Here is an 18,634-nt window from a genome sequence, read left to right on the forward strand (position 1 = left end):
TCTGATCACCTCATTCTATCGCATCGTAAAGTAATCGGCAATCGGTCCAAGGGCTAACGCCGGCAAAAAGCTCAGCGCTCCGATAATAAAGATGACCCCGATTAAAAGCCCTACAAACATGGTGTTACTGGTAGATAATGTACCCTCTCCGGCAGCAACTGCTTTCTTGCCTGCCATATTGCCGGCAAGGAAAATGGCAGCTGTCATCGGTATAAAACGGGCCAAAAGCATAATCATTCCGCCGGTTACATTCGTAAAAACAGTGTTTGCATGAAAACCGGCAAATGCGCTGCCATTGTTGTTACCCATGGAAGAAAATCCATATAAGATCTCGGAAAATCCATGAGCACCTGAGTTGGTCAGCCATGACGAAGCAGCAGGGACAGAAACTGCAGCAGCGGTACTAAGAAGCGTTACCAGCGGAGGGACAAGGACAATTAGACAAACCATTTTCATGTCATAAGGCTCGACCTTTTTCCCCAGATATTCCGGCGTCCTGCCCACCATCAGTCCGGCAATAAACACGGTAAGAAGGACAAAAGCCAGCATTCCATAAAGACCGCTTCCCACGCCTCCAAAGACGATCTCGCCAAGCTGCATCAGAAACATCAAAACCAGGCCGCCGAGAGGAGTGAAGCTGTCATGCATGGAATTTACGGAACCGTTGGAAGCTGCAGTGGTTGCCACAGCCCACAAGGACGATGTTCCCATACCGTGGATGACCTCTTTCCCTTCCATGCTGGCAGAAGCCACGGCTCCTTTAAAGTATGGAGCGGAAAACTGTTCACTGGCTGTCACCGCCAAAAGTGAAACTACAAACAAAATCATCATGGTGATATAAATGGATCTGCCCTGCCTGCTATCCTTTACCGCCTTTCCGAAGGACACGCACAGAGATGCGGGAATCAACAGGATAGACAGTACCTGCAGCAAATTGGAAAAAGCCGTTGGGTTTTCAAGTGGAAAAGCCGAATTGGCTCCGAAAAATCCGCCGCCGTTTGTTCCAAGCTGTTTAATGGCAATCTGACTTGCAGCAGGGCCAAGAGGAATGGTCTGAGCAGTCCCGTTTTCCAGCATGGCAACCTCTTTATAGGGACCAAAGGTCTGCACTGCTCCCTGCGAAACAAGCACGATCGCAAGGATAAAGGATAACGGTAACAATACATACAGCGTTGCTCTTGTTAAGTCTGCCCAAAAGTTACCTATGGTCTTTCTCTGTCTTAGAATAAAACCTCTGGTTAATGCAAACAAAACTGCAATTCCCGTTGCTGCCGAAACAAAATTCTGGACGGTGAGTCCTAAAAACTGTGTCAGGTAAGACAAGCCGGATTCCCCTGAATACGCCTGCCAGTTGGTATTCGATACAAAGCTTGCGGCCGTGTTGAATGCCAGATGCCAGCTTGTGCCGCCTGTTTTGGCAGGATTGAACGGGAGAACGCCCTGCAGCATCTGTACGGTCCAGAGAAAGACCACACCGACCGCGCTGAACATCAGGGCGGAAAGCGCATAGGTCTTTCCCCCCATTTCCTCATCGCCTTTCACTCCCATCAGCTTATAAATTCCATTTTCCACAGGAGCAAGCAGAGGGGTCAAAAACACTTTTCGGCCTGTCATCACCTTGTACATATAGTTACCCAGGGGAATGGACAGCCCGATTAGAAGGACGATATAAAAAATGTCCTGAAGTACGATCATTTTCATAAATTCTCACCTCGAAATAAAACATAGAATAAGTAAACCAGCAAAGCCAGGCCAATAATGCCTGATAATACCATAATGATACCCATTTTTCCTAACTCCCTTTCATTTTTGTATACGAATGAATCAGGCGGATATGCCTGCATATCCGGTTGATTCGCAAACGCAGGGTTAAAAGATGTTTTTCTTTCAGCCTTATCGCTGTGCAATTACAATCATAGCAGAAAAGGTGTCAAGAAAGTGTCAATTCAGCATGCCAGGATGTCAAGAAAATATAAAGATTTTTATAATTAATTTATCCCTTGACATAAAATGCCAGTACGACCGCAAACAAAACGCTGATACCGTGTGGTCTGTTATTTATGACCTCAAACGGAAGCAGATTTGGCGGGTTGAGGGGAATCCTTCAAGAAAGCATTTCAAAGAAGATGTCCGAATGTAGCTTGATTGAGGCAGACTTCATCAATTATAGTCAAGCGGATATTCGCAATCCGGAATAAATTTCCTTTTTCATGGAAAAATAGTAATAGATCACATATTTTTAAACGATCGATTATCTATCTTTATGAAGGGAAATACCTGATTTTTATGAGTGAAGCAATCAATTCTGATAGCAAAATATTCCGTCTTGGTATTGACATCGGGTCAACAACCGTTAAACTTGCCGTTTTGGACAGGGAAGACCGATTGCTATATAACAATTACTGCAGACATCATGCCGATCTTTGGCTTACGTTAGAAAAACTTTTAAAAGAACTATATCATACCGCCGGCAATATAAAAATGAAAGCAGCTGTAACAGGTTCCGGAGGCATCTCCATTTCCGAAAGGCTGGATCTGCCGTTTGTACAGGAAGTGATCGCCGGCTGTAAGGCGGCCGGGCGGTATATCCCGGATGTCAATATCATTATCGAACTTGGCGGAGAAGACGCAAAACTCACCTTTTTTGATCATGGCACCGATCAACGGATGAACGGAATTTGTGCCGGCGGAACCGGCGCTTTTATCGATCAGATGGCAATCCTTTTGAAAACCGATGCCGCAGGGCTTAATGAGCTGGCTGAGCACAGCGATGTCATCTATCCGATTGCTGCAAGGTGCGGAGTTTTTGCAAAAACCGATGTGCAGGCGCTGCTGAATGAGGGAGCGAAGAAAGAAAACATCGCTGCCTCTGTTTTTCAGGCGGTTGTCAATCAGACAATCGGAGGATTGGCAGCCGGCAGGAAAATAAAAGGAAAAGTTGGTTTTCTGGGAGGACCTCTGCACTTCCTCCCCCAACTGCGGCACCGTTTTAAAGAAACTTTAAATTTACAGGAAAGTGATATGGTTATTCCGGAAAACGCCCAGGTATATGCAGCCATCGGCGCAGCGCTTTCCGCCGACAAACAATCCATTTCACTCATGCAGCTGCTGGACCGTTTAAAAGCAGGCCGAACAGGAAATGAGCTTTCGGAAGACAGGCTGAAGCCGCTGTTTGCCGACGATATGGAATACAGGAAATTTATGGAAAGGCATGCCGCCCATCAAGTAAAAAGAGGGGATTTAAGCGGCTATAAAGGGCTCTGTTATCTCGGTCTGGATATGGGATCCACAACCAGCAAGGCAGCCCTGACCGATCAGGACGGCTGTCTTTTGTACTCCTGTTACCGCAATAACGATGGCAGTCCGCTCTTATCGGCTACGTTAATTTTAAAGGAGATCTATTCCCATCTGCCGGAGGAAGCCGTTATCGCATATTCCGCCGTTACCGGTTATGGAGAGGAATTGATCAAGGAGGCGTTTTCCTGTGACCTCGGTGAAGTCGAAACCGTCGCTCATTGTACAGCGGCCAAATACTTTTTACCGGGCGTTGAGATGATCCTCGATATTGGCGGACAGGATATGAAATATATGCGCATCCGCGACGGCGTTATCAACACCGTTGTTTTAAATGAGGCCTGTTCATCGGGCTGCGGTTCTTTCATCGAAACCTTTGCAAAATCCTTAGGGCTGTCGGTCCAGGAATTTTCTGCGCTTGGAATCAAAGCAGAAAAGCCGATCGATCTGGGCTCGCGCTGTACCGTCTTTATGAATTCCAAGGTAAAGCAGGCTCAGAAAGAGGGAGTTTCTGTTGGAGACATCTCGGCCGGATTGTGTTATTCGGTTATTAAAAATGCGCTGTATAAAGTAATAAAACTGAAAAGCCCAGCCGAATTAGGAGATAAAATCATCGTCCAGGGCGGAACCTTCTTAAATAATGCAATTTTGCGCAGCTTTGAAATGATTTCCGGAAAAGAGGTGATCCGGCCGGATATCGCCGGACTGATGGGAGCTTTCGGGGCGGCGCTGCTGGCCAAAAACGCCTGGAAAGAAGGAATGCAATCCTCTCTGATCCCCGCTGCTTCGCTGGACACCTTTTCGGTGGATACAAAAATTGCGCGCTGCGGGAAATGTACCAACAACTGCCTGCTGACCGTAAACCTTTTTAACAACGGGAAAAAGCTGATAACGGGAAACCGCTGTGAAAGAGGCGCAGGAATTAACAGACAGCAAAGCATACCGGATATTTATGAATATAAATATAAACGGTTATTTGAGTACCGGCCGCTGGAAGCGGAAAAGGCGCCAAGAGGAACCATCGGCATTCCCAGAGCTATGAACATGTATGAAAATTATCCTTTCTGGTTTACCTTTTTTACTGCTCTCGGGTTTCGGGTGGAATTATCTCCGGAATCCAACCGGCATATATTTGAACTGGGGATGGATACGATTCCGTCGGACACGGCCTGCTATCCCGCTAAGCTTGTACATGGCCATATCATGGCTCTGTTAGAGCAAAATGTAAAGCATATATTTTATCCCTGTATTCCAAAGGAAAGAGCGGAAATTAACGGCGCCGACAATCATTTCAACTGTCCGATGGTAATCGCTTATGCAGAGGTCATCCACGCTAATATGGACGCGCTGGGTGAGAATGGGGCGGTTTTGCATTTTCCCTTCCTGCCGTATGATAACAAAAAGGCCCTGGCACACCGGCTGTTCGAAGAATTCAAAGCCTTTGGCATTACAAAAAATGAAGTGGAGAATGCACTTGAGCTTGCGTGGAAAGAAGACAGGCAGTTCAAAACGGATATTCAAAAGATGGGGGAAGAGGCTCTCCGTTATTTGAAAGAAACCGGGGGCCGCGGCATTGTCTTGTCCGGGAGGCCCTATCATTTGGATAAGGAAATCAATCATGGTATTCCAGGCCTAATCACCTCAATGGGGTTAGCGGTGCTCACCGAGGATTCTGTTGCCCATCTGGGACATGTGGAAAGGCCTTTAATGGTTTTAGATCAGTGGATGTATCATTCCCGCCTTTACGAGGCGGCGGATTTTGTATCCGGGCAGGATAATCTGGAACTGGTACAGCTGAATTCTTTTGGCTGCGGACCGGATTCCATCGCCGCGGAGCAGGCCAGGGAGATCTTAGATAAGAACGGTAAAATTTATACTTTATTAAAAATTGATGAAGCCAGTAATCTTGGGGCGGTGAAAATCCGGTTGAGGTCATTGAAAGCGGCAATGGAAGTTCAAAATGGAAACAGAATTTGCCGGACAACGCATAAAACGGTACAAAAAAACAGCTTGATTTTAAAGGAAATACGCAGCAAATATACCATTTTAGCACCACAGATGGCTCCCATCCATTTTTCACTGCTCCAGGAAGCGATACGTTCCGAAGGCTATCAGATGGTACTCCTTCCTGATGTGGATAAGGAAGATATCGAAACCGGACTGAAATATGTAAACAATGATTCCTGTTACCCTTCCATTATTGTGATCGGGCAGATCCTTCGGGCTCTGCAGTCGGGCAAATACGATCTTAACCATACGGCAGTGATCATGAGCCAGACCGGGGGGCCCTGCAGAGCCAGCAATTATCTGGCTTTATTAAAAAAAGCACTGCAGGCCGCCGGCTTTGAACAAGTGCCGGTCCTGTCGCTTAATGCCTCCCGTCTTGAAAAAGGGTCCAGCTTTCCGGTTACCGTATCTTTGTTAAAAAAAGCAATCATGGCGATTCTGTACGGCGATATGCTCATGGAAATCCTGTTTCATATCCGGCCTTATGAAATCAACAAAGGGTCCGCCAACCGGCTTTTTTCTGATTGGATGACAAAATGCAAAGCCAATATCCGCCAGGGGAACTACGCTGTTTTTCGTGAAAACATTTATAAAATTGTGAAGGATTTTGAAAATATCCCCATACGGAATGAAAAAAAAGTACGGGTCGGCCTGGTCGGGGAAATTCTGGTAAAATATCATCCCGCTGCCAACAATAATATGGTTGATTTTATTGAGGATATGGGAGCAGAAATGGTCGTCCCCGGCCTTATGGATTTTTTCCTCTATTGTATGTACGGCGGGGAATCGGACAACCGTTATTTGGGAGGCGGCAAAACGCGGCGGGCGGTAAACAATACTTTGATCCGTTTTATCGAATACTACCGGAAGGATATAAGAAATGCGCTTCAAAACAGCGGGCGGTTTACGGCTCCAAATACTATATTTCAAATGGCACAGAAGACTGAGCCCTTCCTCTCCCTTTGTAACCGGTCAGGAGAAGGCTGGCTGCTCACCGCAGAAATGATTGAACTCATTGAGGATGGAACAAATAATATTATCTGTATGCAGCCCTTTGCCTGTCTTCCCAATCATATTACAGGGAAAGGCATGATCAAAACCTTAAAAGAACGGTATCCGCAAATAAATATCTTAGCGGTGGATTACGATCCGGGTGCCAGCGAAGTCAACCAGATCAACCGTGTAAAACTGATGCTGGAACGGGCAAAAACAATACCAAATAAATGAATTCGGTAACATCCGCAGAATGGGTTTCCGATAAATTTGCAGACAAATAGAAGCACCTCTAAACACTTTCTATGGCATATCGCAGTTTAGAGATGCTTCTTTTTGATTTACATTGCTTAAAAGCCTGATTACTTCCGTGCGGTGAACATCCAGTTCACGCCGAACTTGTCCCGAAGGGAGCCGTGGGCGGCAGCGAAAAAGCTGGGAGCCAGCTCCATGAACACCTCTCCGCCTTCCTTCAGTACCTCCCACGCATGACGCACAAAGGCTTCGTCCGGTGTGGTAACTGACACATACATATTTTCACCCGGATTGCTGCGTTCCGATGAATCGGCGCACATCAGCTCCCAGCCGTCGATTTTCAGCCTGGCGTGGAGTACCAGCCCCTTATCCTCCTCCGCGACCGGGAAGGCAGGGTTTGGCGGCATGCTGCCGTAGGTTTGAAGTTCCGACACCTCGGCGTTCAAGGCCTTTTTGTAGGCCTCGACCGCCTCCATGCAATTGCGGTTGAACATGAGATAATGTCCTAACATAATGTTTTCCTCCGTTTATTTATTTTTTACTCCCGTTTCATTTACGGGCTTTTTACACCGACGCTCCCGCTTTCAGCAGCGTCTTGTCAAACACAAACACAAATCCCATCAGGAACAGAAACGCCCCGGTTCCGATCAGCAGCCAGTCTATGGATACCACATCACCCAGCGGTCCCCACAACACCATACCCAAGGGCATCATCAGGCTTGACATCATGGTCAGCACGGAAAAAACCCGGCCCATATATGCACCATCCACATTGGTTTGCAGCACTGCCATTACGGGCACGTTGAAGAAGGACATGACCAGTCCGGTCAGGCACATGCAGGCAAGATACGCCCAGAAATTCGTAATCACCCCGAGCCCAACCGCCCCAAGCCCAAAAAGACTGACTGACAGGGCCATGGAATGACTTTTGTTTTTGAAGCCGCCCCAAGCCCCAATCACAAGGCCGCCCAACATCATACCGATAAAGAAAACTACTTCCACTGCGGCCAGCCGCTGTTCCGGTCCAAAGGAAATGCCTCCAAACACGCGCCAGATACCGTCACCGAAATCCCGTGTCACCTGCAGAGGGGTCAGTATGGCCGCAGGTGCTACCATAATATTGAAAACCGCGCTCAGGACAATGAACTTTTTTACAAAGGAATGCTTACCGATATACGCAAGCCCTTCGCGGATGTCGTGAAAATACAGCCTCGCATCCTTATCGTTTTCGCTTTTCCGTATACGGGCAGGGGTTTTAACGAAAAAGAACAGGATACTGATCCCAATGACGGCGGTAATCACATCGAGGAACATCAGCGTCTGCACAGGAGCGACGGCCAGCAGCGCACCCCCCGCCATAGGAGAGGCGAACATCACCAATGACTGGACGCTGCCATTGATACCGTTGACGCGGGTTAACTGCTCCTGCGGTACAAGCTCGGGAATAAGCGCGTTGACAGCGGGCGTCTGTACCCCTTGTCCAAAAGCCCGCATGACGGAACAGGTCAGCAGCAGCCCGGCATAATCATAGCCCAGGGAAAAAAACAAGGCCATAACCAGCGTGACCGCGGCAATAACAGCATCGGCGATGTTGATCAGATATTTTTTATTGTACCGGTCTGCCCACACACCACCGAATGGAGATATAAAGAACATGGGGAGCGCCCCAGCAGCCGTGAACAGGGTCATCATAAACCCCGACTGGGTTTTCAGGGTGATGTGCCACATCACCGCGTAATGCACCAGCATGGAACCGAACAGGGACACCCCCTGCCCGGCCATGAACAGCGCGATATTTCTTTTCCAGTTTGTATTGTACGTATCCTGCATATGAATATTCCCCCGTTTTTTATATCTTCTCACGATTTCAACTACAACAGTAATTATACTCAAAATTGAAAATAAAATTTATTTTGTACGCCGATAAGATCCATAAATTTGTTTCCTTTTACCAAGTAAAAAAGGGGTATAACGGTTCATTAAAACCGCAATAGGAGCAATGACAAGCACCGCTATGAGAGTATAACTAATCCCCTTAATTATAAGTGCATGAATGTTATCCAACCTATAAAAAGGAATATTTTCAAGGGCTAAGCCAATGAAAGGAAACAAGATGTATTGATGAAATCCCAAATATACAAGGGAATTCCTTCCGATAAAAGTCAGAATTTTAATTTTATCCAGTTGCTTTTCAAACTTTTTCGCAAAAGCAATAACGGCAAATATGCCGCTAAATGCAGAAATATAAAACAAAACATAGTTCCCATACTGATTTTCATATAGATTGACGCTGCTATTTCGGCTGCCTGTAATCATATTGATGAGCAAAAAAAGGGGCAAATACGCAATATAATTGCTTATTTTGTATATTTTTTCTTTCATCAGATATCCTGCTCCCAAAAACACGACCGCTGTGAAAGCAGCATCAAAACTCCATGGCATTTTAACACCAACATATGTGCAGTACAAATAGCCAAGAATTGAGCTGATAAACAAACATATACCAATATTCTTATGGGAACCGCCTGTTAATTTAATTATAAAGTAAAACAGTATTTCAGCTGTAAATAAACACGCCAGAAACCACAAAGCTACGTTATGCAGGGTCCATGGTAAATCCCGTACTGCGATCACCGTTCCCAAAATCGGTGCCAGTATATTGATACCGTCATTGCTATACGGATTATCGCCAACATTATGATAAATCAATATCCAGAAAATATAATTGAATATAGAAAACGAGATATATGGAATGACCAGAGCAAAAAACTGCCGTTTTATAAACTCTCCAAAGCTTCTGTACTTTGCAGATGAAAATAAGATGCCTGATAAAAAGAAAAAGAGCGGTACATGAAACGTGTAAAAACTTTTTGTCATATTTTCCGGATGAGGTGCATGGCCAAGCATAATGAAAAGCATTCCAATGCCTTTACTTATATCAATCCAGTCTAATCTCTGTTTTATCTTCTTTTCCATCGTTTACCTGTATGATATATTTTACATCAATACGTACCTTTCTGATTATTATATTTGTATAGATTTATTGTTAAAAGAGTTTCATGCGTCAAAAATTGACATTTTTAAGATATTTGGAATACCACCCGATTTCAAATTCTATTGATTCCATACCATACTGCAATATTGCCAGCTGATATTTGTAAACATCTGATATTGTATCCTCTATGCTGCCTGTAAATGTATTCTTTTTGAATCCTTCTTCATTCCACGGATCGTCTTCTGCCATTTTAATACCATTATCCATGATATTATCTTTATCAAGTATAATTTTTTTATATATTGCCTTTAACTTCGAGTGCTCTTCCTTAAGCCTCTCAATATATTCCTTTATGATTCCTTTTCTCTTCGCAGGATCTGAAAGACCAAAGAAAAACATTTTACTAAGCTCAATGTTTTTTGCCCTGGTACGATCCATCGGCTGTAAAATCCAGTTATTAAATGCTTCCCTCCCCTTTCCCGTAATAAAGTAAATTTTCTTGTTGTCTTCTTCCTTATAGCGAATGAATTCCTTTTCCAACATCTTCCGAATGGCTGTGTGTATGCTGCCCGAACTATTGCTGCACATAGAAGCCAGATTATCATCAATAAACATCTTCATTTCATATATCGTCAAGCCTCGCATCATAAGCATTCCAAGTATAATTTTTTCCATGATCATCTTCCTTATAAAAATGGGTCTAATAGATATACCAATTATATATCTATTAGACCCATAAGTCAACCAAAGTAATTATATTAAATCAAAATATGGATTTTATTAAGAAACACAGAGCTTTCCAAATGGTATATAATGGTAACTATTGAAAGAATCAGGAGTAATCTGATGTAAAAAACGAAAAAATCAGAATAAGAAATCAGAATATCTGCAATAATAGAACTGTAAAAATATTGAAAGGAGCATAATCATATGACACTAAATCAAGTTGAATTACAGAACTTAAGGCATTTAATCAGCGCGCACGGAACTGTAGCAAATAAATTAGATGCTATGTCGCAGCAATGCCAGGATAATCAAATCAGCCAGATGCTGGCATCAGATGCCCAGGATGCACGGCAGAACAAACAAAAGCTAATGACATATTTACACTAAGAACAGGAGGTAATCAGGAAATTATGAACGAAAAAGATATTATGAATGATTATTTGTCAATGATCAAAGGAAGTTTGGCAGGTTATGCAACAATTATTTCCGAGACCGATAATCCTCAGTTACGCCAGACATTCCAGCAAATGAGGGATATGGACGAGCAGCGTCAGTTTAAAATTTATCAGGCCGCTAAACAAAAAGGATATTATCAACCAGCCCAAGCTGCTTCTGATAACGAAATAACCACGGTTAAAAATCAGGTATCACAAGGGTAATATCAAATGGTATGAATAAAGTGCGGTTCCATGACCTGGAAACGCACTTTATTCATATTCTTCCTGTTGCCCGATTATTTCATTTGTGCCTGTTCAAGAGCGTTTTCCAGCGCCTTTAAATGAGTTTTGGATGTCAGGGTCGCACCGCTTATTGCATCCACCTCCAGCGTCTGCGAGTTAATCACATTGCGGAACAGATCATCAATACTTCGTCCACCTGTCAGTTTTACAGGCTTTCCCTCTTTATCCACGGCTCCTTTTAATATTTTGACATCGGAAATCTCACCTTCCGATATCATTACCTGGACCTTAGTATCTCTGAAATGAGACTTGGTCCCTTTATATTCCCCTACATAGGTTCCGTTACGGAGTTTTTTAAAGTCTACATCTGAAAAAGAAAGCTTTCCGATTTCACGCCGTCCCGGTGCATCGGCCAGAATTCCCACTATTAATCCGGCCGCAATTAATACTGCAATGATCAATATTACAATCCACATTTTTCTTTTCCCCTTTCTTTTAACAGGATTCCCCATTCTTTTTACTCCTTTCCTATTATGGCTGTATTTATTCCTTCAACCGCTTGATAACACTCTTTTAAGCCTTGGGTGATAAAAACCTGCTGACGCTCATCAACCAGGACAGCTTCTACACCGGAAAACTGAGCCAAATATTCAAGTCCTTTCTTTATGCCTGCTACAAATATTGCTGTTGACAGCGCATCAGCAGTCATAGCACTGTCTGCGACCGCAGTGACACTGATCAATCCTGATTCCGCAGGATATCCTGTGGCTGGGTTCAGGATATGATGCCATTTCTTACCTTCCCGGTCAATAAAATACCGCTCATAGTCACCGGAGGTGACTACTGCTTTCCCTGTTACCTTCACTGCTCCGAGCAGACACCCCTCCTGCCTGGGGTGCCGGATGCCGATACTCCAAGGAGAACCGTCGGGCCTATTTCCAAGCGTGGATACATTTCCTCCGATATTGATAAAGGCTGAGGATATGCCATGCTCCTTCAGTACTTTTATGAAACAATCACTGGCATAGCCTTTTCCGATGCCGCCTAAATCAACGGACTGTCCCGGTTTTCGAAGGCTGAGCGTTTTTTCGTCCGAATTCAACGTCAATTCATGAAAATTGACCAGAGGCAGGATACGCTGAATTCGTGTTTCCTCAGGGGCCTGGCTGGAATGCTTATAGTCCCATAGATCAATCAAGGGGCCAACGGTAACGTCAAACAGCCCCTGCGTGATTTCAGAAAGCTGAAGTGCAAACGATAGAATCTCATAAACTTCACAGCTGATTTTTACGTGCCCTGATCCTGCTGACAGATTGATTCTGCTGACCTCGCTGCCCGGCAGGAAGCGGCTCAGTTTTTTCTCCAGACGGGAAAGTTCCGATCCTGCGCAAACGACAGACTGCTCCGCCTTTTCACCAAATACCCTGTATGAAATGTCCGTATTCATACCAAAGCTGCTGGCCTCTGCAACCGCGGATTGCAACATGTTTAAGCCTCCTTCCGTTTGAAAACACTCACGTGAATGAACTCAAACTTATTCATTCACTTAAAATCCCGAAAAAACTGCTCATTTATTCAGAGCAGTCCATCAGGCCTTTCATAATCAGCTCAGTCATAAGCTCCAAAAGCTGCGGAAAATATTCAAGTCCGATTTCTTCCTTATGCGTATCAACATTGATAATAGCGGCAAAAATCATCATAATCATCTTACTGTCAATGTCTTTACGCATTTTTCCCTGAGCTTGCCACTCTTTTACAAGCTCAAGGAAGCTGTCATATAAAAAATCAACCGCCTCAAGCCCGTTTTCCTCGCGATAAAGCTTTTCCACTTTTGCAAATACATTTTTGTTATACCATTCCTTTAAAATGGGATTTGTACGAATGCCCTCCGCATTCAGCGCCAGCATTTGCCCCGCCACTTCCAACGGACTCCGGGATAAATCAAGGGACTGCAGGCAGTGTTTTTTTAAGTTAGCGTTTTCTTCCAGAAAAATATCCATGAAAAGTTTTTCTTTTGAAGGATAGTATTTATAAAACGTTCCTACCGCCATTCCGGTCTTTTGTGTAATCTCAGATATGTTTGTATCCTTAAAACCTTTATTGCTGAACAATTCCTTTGCACAATCGTATATCAGCGTTTTTTTATCTTCCAAAATCAGCATCTCCATGAATGAATATATTTTAATTCATTCATATTGTACTAAATCTGCCGATGAAAGTCAATCGTTTTCTGTATATCCGCATTTTATATTTCTATTCTTCATAACAGACAAACGGGATCCCTTCTTCTATATGCTCAAAAATCGTTTTTGCCAGATACAACGGAGCATTTACACATCCATGGGTTCCATTTCTTTTATATATCTCTCCTCCGAAAGAATATCTCCAGCTCGCATCATGAACCCCCATATTCCCATAAAATGGCATCCAGTATTTTACAGCCGCCCTGTAGCCCGGGCCTGATAAAACTGCATCTTTTTGTTTATAGTTAAGCATATAGGTCCCAACTACAGTTGAATTTCCTCTATTGGGATTCCCTGTCACCACCGGGCCATGGGTGATTAACCTCCCATCCTTATAAAACCATAAATGCTGTCTGGTTATGTTGATTTCCACGTAGGTATTGCCTATTTCGTTTTCACCCCTGGGCAGGGCTTTTTGTGCATAAACCGGTTCCCTGACAATTACCTGCCCATGGTTTATATTTTCCAGCAGTGCTTCCGTTTCAGCACTCCTGTTAATTTTCCAGCCATAAAGCCCCCCTTTCACTTCTATGACTTTCCCAACCGATGTTCTGAAATTTCTTGCAATTCCGACAGTATCATATTTTTTGCTCAATCCTTTTACATAATTCCCAGCCGCAGTCTTGCTTATTTCCACATCCAGATTTCCATCTACACTCAGCCATTCGTTAATAGTATCACCATCTAATTTTTCCTTTTGGCTGCCAAATACATAGGTAATATTAGTTGATACGTACTTATTTAAAAGCTCCCTGGTTCTAAGAGTTTTAGCAGAATTCAAGGTATATTCCGGATTTTCGTAACATAGCTTTTCATTTAAATCTAATTTAGTCTCTCCCCTTAAAATACCCGACCGGATGGCTGTGTTTAAATGATCTTTCCTTATTTCATTTCCATATACTTCTTCCACCAGCTCGTAAGAGCCATTGGAATACTTAAAATCCACATTTCGTGATTCTATCCTATTGTTATTTAAACAATGTAAGCCGTCTATTTTATTTTCCAGAGCATTTTTATTATAGGTAAATAAACCGTTGGCATATACTTTTTGATCTTTCAATAATGAAGCTATCCATTTCAGGGAATTCTGCCTTTGAAGAATTTCTGAAATATTATTTTTTTCATTGTATTCCAGTTCAACATCCCGCCCGGTTATCTCTTCGGTTTCCCCATTTCTTTCTATTAATTGCAGCCTGTAGCTTTTTACATGATTTTTCATTATCTGATTCACATCATCCTCCGCTTTTAATGAGACATTTACCCCATTTATTGTGGTGTTAATAAGGAAATGATTCTTAAAGTATAAGGAAATAAGTAAATAAACCAGTATAATGAAAGCAATTGCAATAATAGTATTTCCTGTGACCCCTCTTTTGGAAAGTATTTTAATCTTCCCATCCCTCATGCCAGTTTATACCTCTCATCAGAATACACTGTACTTCAACATAATAATTACTTCATCTTATGTTTGTTTTTCTGATTTTAAAACTTAAGATGCATCGGATACAGGTACTCCGCCATGCGTCACCTGGCATTCGCCCATTCATTTACTCTCCGGCTGCTCTCTTCTTCCGATAAATCCTCAATTCTGGTCATAACAGTCCATCTTACCCCACTTTCAAGCACCGAATCAACATCCGCGGCGTAAATCGACAAAGAATAGCATGCATAATCCCTATCTGCCGGAAATAGTCAATATTATAAATTGACAATATAAACACCATGTGCTAAACTATTTTTGAAAAATGAATAAGTTACTGACTTATTCTTTACCGCCGGGTAAAGAATTCAGCGTCAGACTTCATATCGTTAGGCCGTGGAAGATATGAAGTTCTGGCGCTTTTTATTTACGCAGGCAACGAGCCAAACGAACATGTTCACTTGGCGACTGCCGCGATAACCGGAGAAACTCGCAAAGCGTGTTTTTCCGGTTTTGTATGGAGGTCTGTATTCAATGAAAAATATGACATGCTTTAAGGAATTTGTGAAATACTCATCGTTAAACGTTCTTGGTATGATAGGTTTGTCCTGCTATATCCTGGCAGACACCTTCTTCATTTCAAAGGGACTCGGGGCAAATGGTTTAGCCGCTTTAAATCTTGCAATTCCGATCTACAGTTTTATTCACGGAAGCGGCTTAATGTTCGGTATCGGAGGAGCTACGAAATATTCTATTTTAAAGAGTCAAAACAAAATGAACGATGCAAATCATGCATTTACAAATACCGCTTTTCTTACTCTCAGTTTTGCCGCCGCATTTTTTGTAATTGGGATTTTTTTCTCTGAAACGCTTGCACATCTGATGGGAGCTGATGAAACGGTTTTTCAAATGAGCAAGACCTACTTGCAGGTAATTCTTTTGTTTGCTCCGATGTTTATGTTAAATAATCTGATTTTATGCTTTGTAAGAAATGACGGTGCCCCTCAGCTTTCCATGATCGCAATGATAGGCGGCAGCTTATCAAATATTGTTCTGGATTATGTCTTTATTTTCCCGTTTAAAATGGGGATCTTTGGTGCTGTCCTCGCAACTGGACTTGCCCCGGTCATCAGTATGCTTATTCTCTCTCCTTTTTTCATTAAAAAGAAGAACCGCTTTCATCTGACGAAGTGTACGATTTCAGGACAATTAATTAGCAATATTTTTTCAAGCGGACTGCCTTCACTCATTACAGAAGTATCCTCCGGCGTTGTTATCATTGTTTTCAACATAATTATATTGAGGCTGCAGGGAAATACCGGTGTTGCGGCATATGGGATTCTCGCAAATCTTTCATTGGTGGTAATTGCGATATACACAGGCATAGCACAAGGGATCCAGCCGATTATCAGCAGGAACTATGGAACCGGTAACCGTGTAAACGTCCAGGCAATTTTACGTTATGCCCTGATAACCATGTCAGCGATATCTGTAGTTGTTTATTTGTGTATATTCTTCGGAGCACCACAGATTGTAAATATCTTCAACAGTGAACAAAATGCACTTTTGCAAAGTATCGCTGTAACAGGGTTGAAAATTTACTTTACAGGTTGTGTATTTGCCGGATTTAACATAATTATATCCGTTTATTTTACCTCAACTGAATACGCGCGCCCTGCACACATAATCTCAATTTTGCGTGGATTTTTAATTATTATTCCAATGGCCCTTTTGTTATCCTCCATAGGCGGAATGATAGGTGTCTGGTGTGTCTTTCCGGCAACAGAACTGACTGTAGGTGGGATAGGGCTTACTTTATATCTTTTTTCTAAAAAAGGACAGGGTTCAAAGAAGAAAAATTAAGAATTGCTAATTGCTTATTACGGTAAACTTTTCATAAGATCCCGCAAACCTGTTCGCTGACTGGTTTGCGGGATCTTGTCTAATTAAAACCCGATTCATTTATTGTCTGCAGGCACATTTTTCTATTGGCCTTCCTTCGTTTATGCACCATTGGTCTTAATGATCTTCTGGTACCACCCCATAAAAAGCCCTCCGGAAATACGGTTGTTTTTTGATTCATTTCCTTTCCTCCCTCTCTATCTGTCCTTTTTATAGTCTAAGGGAAGGCTTTCCCATCTCTTTTTCAGCAGAAATGCGGCAGCTTTCGGCTGTCTCTGCCTTGTGAAAATTCCTTTTTTATTTCCATTGACGCGCATGATCCCTTCCGTTGTCTGGAAATCTGCAAAATTCCACACCTGCTCTCCCACCACAAAATCCAGAGAGTCAAAGACCTCATTGGTCAGCTCCAGGATCTCTTCCTGATACTCCTGTGACCACATCACGGACGGCAGCTTATGTTCCAATGCGGAAGTATCTGCACCGTATTCCGTAAATACAAATGGCTTATTGGGTTCCACTTCTTTCCACTGGCGCATTTCTTCCCGGAAATCTTCAAATGCATCGGATATTTCATAGCCGCCTTTGATGTACCAGCCGTAATACCGGTTCAGACATATGAAATCACTGAACTGATGGCATTTACAGATATAAGGGCCGGAGTTCTTGATCTCAGCAAAGGTTCTCGGCCTCCTTTGGGGATCCAGCTCCCGGGCTTTCTCAAACAATGCTTTGAAATATGGAACGCTCTCCTCGGAGGTCGTTTCCGGCTCATTTAACAGGCTCCAGGCGATTACACTGGCATGGTTCTTATCTCTGGCAATCAATTCCTCAATATCCTCTAAATGCCTCGTAAGCAGCCGGGGGATGGTGTCCGCTTCAAAAAATGCCGACATTTTGCCGTTTGATGCATCCACAAAATTCTTTGTACTCTTAAAGAGTCCGACCGCCGCGACCTCATCAATAATCAGGAATCCCTCTCTGTCAGCCATTCTGTAGATTTCTTCGTCATAGGGATAATGAGAGGTCCGGAATGAATTGGCTCCTATCCACTTCATCAGTTCAAAATCACGTTTCATCATGCAGCGGTTAAAGCCTCTGCCGGAAACATCACTGTCTTCATGCTTTCCAAAACCTTTTAAATAAACAGGAGTCCCATTGATAAGAATTTTAGTATCCCGGATCGCTACGGTCCTGATCCCTATCTGGTCCTCATATTGATCGATCAAGCGCGCTCCGTCCCTGATCTGAATGCGAAGGGTATATAAATAGGCATCCCGGACCTGCCATAGCCTTGCATTCTTTACATTCAGAACTCCCTCTTTTCCGGAAGCTTTGGCTGCAAGGTTCCCTTCCTCATCAAAAAGCTCCAATTCAACCAGATTGTTCCCCGTTGTTACAACGCTGTACCGCACGTTGGCATCTGTTCCATCCAGTTCATATACGGTGCTGTAATCAAAAACATATTCCTCCGGGCATACAATGATCTGCACGGATCTGTGTAAGCCGGAATAGTTATAAAAATCAAAATACGGTGCGGCTTTTTTCCTTCCGTTTTTTAATGTGATCGTAGCTCCGCAGGGAATGTTTGTGACAGACAGCTCATTGTTTACAACGGCAGTGATCCGGTTCTTCTGATTAAACAGCACTGTTTTGGAGATATCCACGGAAAACGGAAGAAAACCTCCTTCATGAGAGCCTGCATACTGACCATTGACATAAATGTCCGCTTTGTGGGTGGCTGCCCCGAATCTTAAGAAAAGGGCTTCTCCCTGCCATCTGTCAGAAACAAATACCTCTGTCTCATACCACACATCTCCCACAAATTCCCGGATTTCCTTTTCCGTATAAAAGTCCTGAAAGCTTGCCGGTACAGGGATCATGTCATAGCCGTAAAGTCCCTCCTGCCAGCCAGACTGACGCCCCTGGGATTCCCAGTCGATTTTAAACTTCCACATTCCATCCAGAGAGATGAACTGTCTGGTTTCCGTATCCTGGGGATACAATGAAGAATATGTTAACATCCTGTTACCGTTACTGAAAACTTATAAAAAGTCATAAATTATATAAACTTTTATGTTTCATTCCTTTTTCATCGTGTCTGCTTTTGCCATAGCTACTC

16 protein-coding genes and 1 pseudogene are annotated in these 18,634 nt (G+C 43.3%); 5 read left to right on the plus strand and 12 right to left on the minus strand.

Going from position 1 to position 18,634, the window contains the following annotated elements:
• Positions 1-15: 15 nt before the first annotated feature.
• On the minus strand, positions 16-1,701 hold the full coding sequence (gene kdpA, locus BQ9856_RS12555) for a potassium-transporting ATPase subunit KdpA (protein ID WP_077611341.1): 1,686 nt from the start codon (positions 1,699-1,701) through the stop codon (positions 16-18).
• Positions 1,698-1,844 (minus strand): potassium-transporting ATPase subunit F, encoded by a 147-nt coding sequence (locus tag BQ9856_RS25745; RefSeq protein WP_442855588.1) that lies wholly within the window; start codon positions 1,842-1,844, stop codon positions 1,698-1,700. Before BQ9856_RS25745 ends, kdpA begins: the two co-directional genes overlap by 4 nt.
• Positions 1,845-1,981: 137 nt before the next feature.
• Between BQ9856_RS25745 and BQ9856_RS25240 the strand changes: the two are divergent.
• Positions 1,982-2,140: pseudogene (locus tag BQ9856_RS25240) on the plus strand (C45 family autoproteolytic acyltransferase/hydolase); the annotation flags it as partial.
• Between the two features lie 146 nt (positions 2,141-2,286).
• A complete protein-coding gene (locus BQ9856_RS12570; protein WP_077611343.1) occupies positions 2,287-6,528 on the plus strand; it encodes a 2-hydroxyacyl-CoA dehydratase in 4,242 nt (1,413 codons plus the stop codon).
• A gap of 128 nt (positions 6,529-6,656) precedes the next feature.
• On the opposite strand, the gene BQ9856_RS12575 is transcribed toward BQ9856_RS12570, so the two are convergent.
• The 4 genes from BQ9856_RS12575 to BQ9856_RS12590 all read right to left on the minus strand — a co-directional run bounded on the left by BQ9856_RS12575 (position 6,657) and on the right by BQ9856_RS12590 (position 10,219).
• A complete protein-coding gene (locus BQ9856_RS12575) occupies positions 6,657-7,061 on the minus strand; it encodes a VOC family protein (RefSeq protein WP_077611344.1) in 405 nt (134 codons plus the stop codon).
• A gap of 52 nt (positions 7,062-7,113) precedes the next feature.
• Positions 7,114-8,379 (minus strand): MFS transporter, encoded by a 1,266-nt coding sequence (locus BQ9856_RS12580; RefSeq protein WP_077611345.1) that lies wholly within the window; start codon positions 8,377-8,379, stop codon positions 7,114-7,116.
• Between the two features lie 78 nt (positions 8,380-8,457).
• On the minus strand, positions 8,458-9,525 hold the full coding sequence (locus BQ9856_RS12585) for an acyltransferase family protein (RefSeq protein WP_077611346.1): 1,068 nt from the start codon (positions 9,523-9,525) through the stop codon (positions 8,458-8,460).
• Between the two features lie 88 nt (positions 9,526-9,613).
• Positions 9,614-10,219: a PadR family transcriptional regulator gene (locus BQ9856_RS12590; RefSeq protein WP_084758074.1), complete on the minus strand. Its 606-nt coding sequence runs from the start codon at positions 10,217-10,219 to the stop codon at positions 9,614-9,616.
• 255 nt (positions 10,220-10,474) lie between these two features.
• Between BQ9856_RS12590 and BQ9856_RS12595 the strand changes: the two genes are divergently transcribed.
• Both BQ9856_RS12595 and BQ9856_RS12600 read left to right on the plus strand, forming a co-directional pair.
• Positions 10,475-10,657 carry a hypothetical protein gene (locus tag BQ9856_RS12595; protein ID WP_077611348.1) on the plus strand — a complete coding sequence of 61 codons (183 nt, stop codon included), beginning with the start codon at positions 10,475-10,477 and terminating at the stop codon, positions 10,655-10,657.
• Between the two features lie 23 nt (positions 10,658-10,680).
• Positions 10,681-10,929, plus strand: a complete 249-nt coding sequence (locus tag BQ9856_RS12600; protein ID WP_077611349.1) for a spore coat protein — start codon at positions 10,681-10,683, stop codon at positions 10,927-10,929.
• Positions 10,930-11,003: 74 nt separating this feature from the next.
• Here BQ9856_RS12600 and BQ9856_RS12605 read toward each other — a convergent pair whose 3' ends face one another.
• From BQ9856_RS12605 to BQ9856_RS12620, 4 genes are all read right to left on the minus strand, one after another.
• On the minus strand, positions 11,004-11,426 hold the full coding sequence (locus BQ9856_RS12605; protein WP_235839199.1) for an FMN-binding protein: 423 nt from the start codon (positions 11,424-11,426) through the stop codon (positions 11,004-11,006).
• 41 nt (positions 11,427-11,467) lie between these two features.
• On the minus strand, positions 11,468-12,436 hold the full coding sequence (locus BQ9856_RS12610; protein WP_077611351.1) for an FAD:protein FMN transferase: 969 nt from the start codon (positions 12,434-12,436) through the stop codon (positions 11,468-11,470).
• An 85-nt stretch (positions 12,437-12,521) separates the two neighbouring features.
• A complete protein-coding gene (locus BQ9856_RS12615; RefSeq protein ID WP_077611352.1) occupies positions 12,522-13,103 on the minus strand; it encodes a TetR/AcrR family transcriptional regulator in 582 nt (193 codons plus the stop codon).
• Positions 13,104-13,203: 100 nt separating this feature from the next.
• Positions 13,204-14,424, minus strand: a complete 1,221-nt coding sequence (locus BQ9856_RS12620) for a L,D-transpeptidase family protein (RefSeq protein ID WP_235839200.1) — start codon at positions 14,422-14,424, stop codon at positions 13,204-13,206.
• Between the two features lie 723 nt (positions 14,425-15,147).
• Here BQ9856_RS12620 and BQ9856_RS12630 point away from each other — a divergent pair.
• Positions 15,148-16,476, plus strand: a complete 1,329-nt coding sequence (locus BQ9856_RS12630) for an MATE family efflux transporter (RefSeq protein WP_077611354.1) — start codon at positions 15,148-15,150, stop codon at positions 16,474-16,476.
• Positions 16,477-16,555: 79 nt separating this feature from the next.
• Here BQ9856_RS12630 and BQ9856_RS24550 read toward each other — a convergent pair whose 3' ends face one another.
• Both BQ9856_RS24550 and uidA read right to left on the minus strand, forming a co-directional pair.
• A complete protein-coding gene (locus BQ9856_RS24550) occupies positions 16,556-16,696 on the minus strand; it encodes a hypothetical protein (RefSeq protein WP_159441987.1) in 141 nt (46 codons plus the stop codon).
• Positions 16,697-16,712: 16 nt separating this feature from the next.
• On the minus strand, positions 16,713-18,536 hold the full coding sequence (gene uidA / locus BQ9856_RS12635) for a beta-glucuronidase (protein WP_077611355.1): 1,824 nt from the start codon (positions 18,534-18,536) through the stop codon (positions 16,713-16,715).
• Positions 18,537-18,634: the final 98 nt, after the last annotated feature.

It is taken from the genome of Clostridium sp. Marseille-P2415 (assembly GCF_900155545.1).
Classification (GTDB): Bacteria; Bacillota; Clostridia; order Lachnospirales; family Lachnospiraceae; genus Lacrimispora.

Excerpts from the sequence above, each read along its gene's own strand:
- BQ9856_RS12600 (WP_077611349.1), top strand. The coding sequence starts at position 10,681 with ATGAACGAAAAAGATATTATGAATGATTATTTGTCAATGATCAAAGGA.
- BQ9856_RS25745 (WP_442855588.1), bottom strand. The coding sequence starts at position 1,844 with ATGCAGGCATATCCGCCTGATTCATTCGTATACAAAAATGAAAGGGAG.
- BQ9856_RS12610 (WP_077611351.1), bottom strand. The coding sequence starts at position 12,436 with ATGTTGCAATCCGCGGTTGCAGAGGCCAGCAGCTTTGGTATGAATACG.
- BQ9856_RS12630 (WP_077611354.1), top strand. The coding sequence starts at position 15,148 with ATGAAAAATATGACATGCTTTAAGGAATTTGTGAAATACTCATCGTTA.
- BQ9856_RS12595 (WP_077611348.1), top strand. The coding sequence starts at position 10,475 with ATGACACTAAATCAAGTTGAATTACAGAACTTAAGGCATTTAATCAGC.
- kdpA (WP_077611341.1), bottom strand. The coding sequence starts at position 1,701 with ATGAAAATGATCGTACTTCAGGACATTTTTTATATCGTCCTTCTAATC.
- BQ9856_RS12575 (WP_077611344.1), bottom strand. The coding sequence starts at position 7,061 with ATGTTAGGACATTATCTCATGTTCAACCGCAATTGCATGGAGGCGGTC.
- BQ9856_RS12580 (WP_077611345.1), bottom strand. The coding sequence starts at position 8,379 with ATGCAGGATACGTACAATACAAACTGGAAAAGAAATATCGCGCTGTTC.
- uidA (WP_077611355.1), bottom strand. The coding sequence starts at position 18,536 with ATGTTAACATATTCTTCATTGTATCCCCAGGATACGGAAACCAGACAG.
- BQ9856_RS12590 (WP_084758074.1), bottom strand. The coding sequence starts at position 10,219 with ATGGAAAAAATTATACTTGGAATGCTTATGATGCGAGGCTTGACGATA.
- BQ9856_RS12605 (WP_235839199.1), bottom strand. The coding sequence starts at position 11,426 with ATGTGGATTGTAATATTGATCATTGCAGTATTAATTGCGGCCGGATTA.
- BQ9856_RS12570 (WP_077611343.1), top strand. The coding sequence starts at position 2,287 with ATGAGTGAAGCAATCAATTCTGATAGCAAAATATTCCGTCTTGGTATT.
- BQ9856_RS24550 (WP_159441987.1), bottom strand. The coding sequence starts at position 16,696 with ATGAATCAAAAAACAACCGTATTTCCGGAGGGCTTTTTATGGGGTGGT.
- BQ9856_RS12585 (WP_077611346.1), bottom strand. The coding sequence starts at position 9,525 with ATGGAAAAGAAGATAAAACAGAGATTAGACTGGATTGATATAAGTAAA.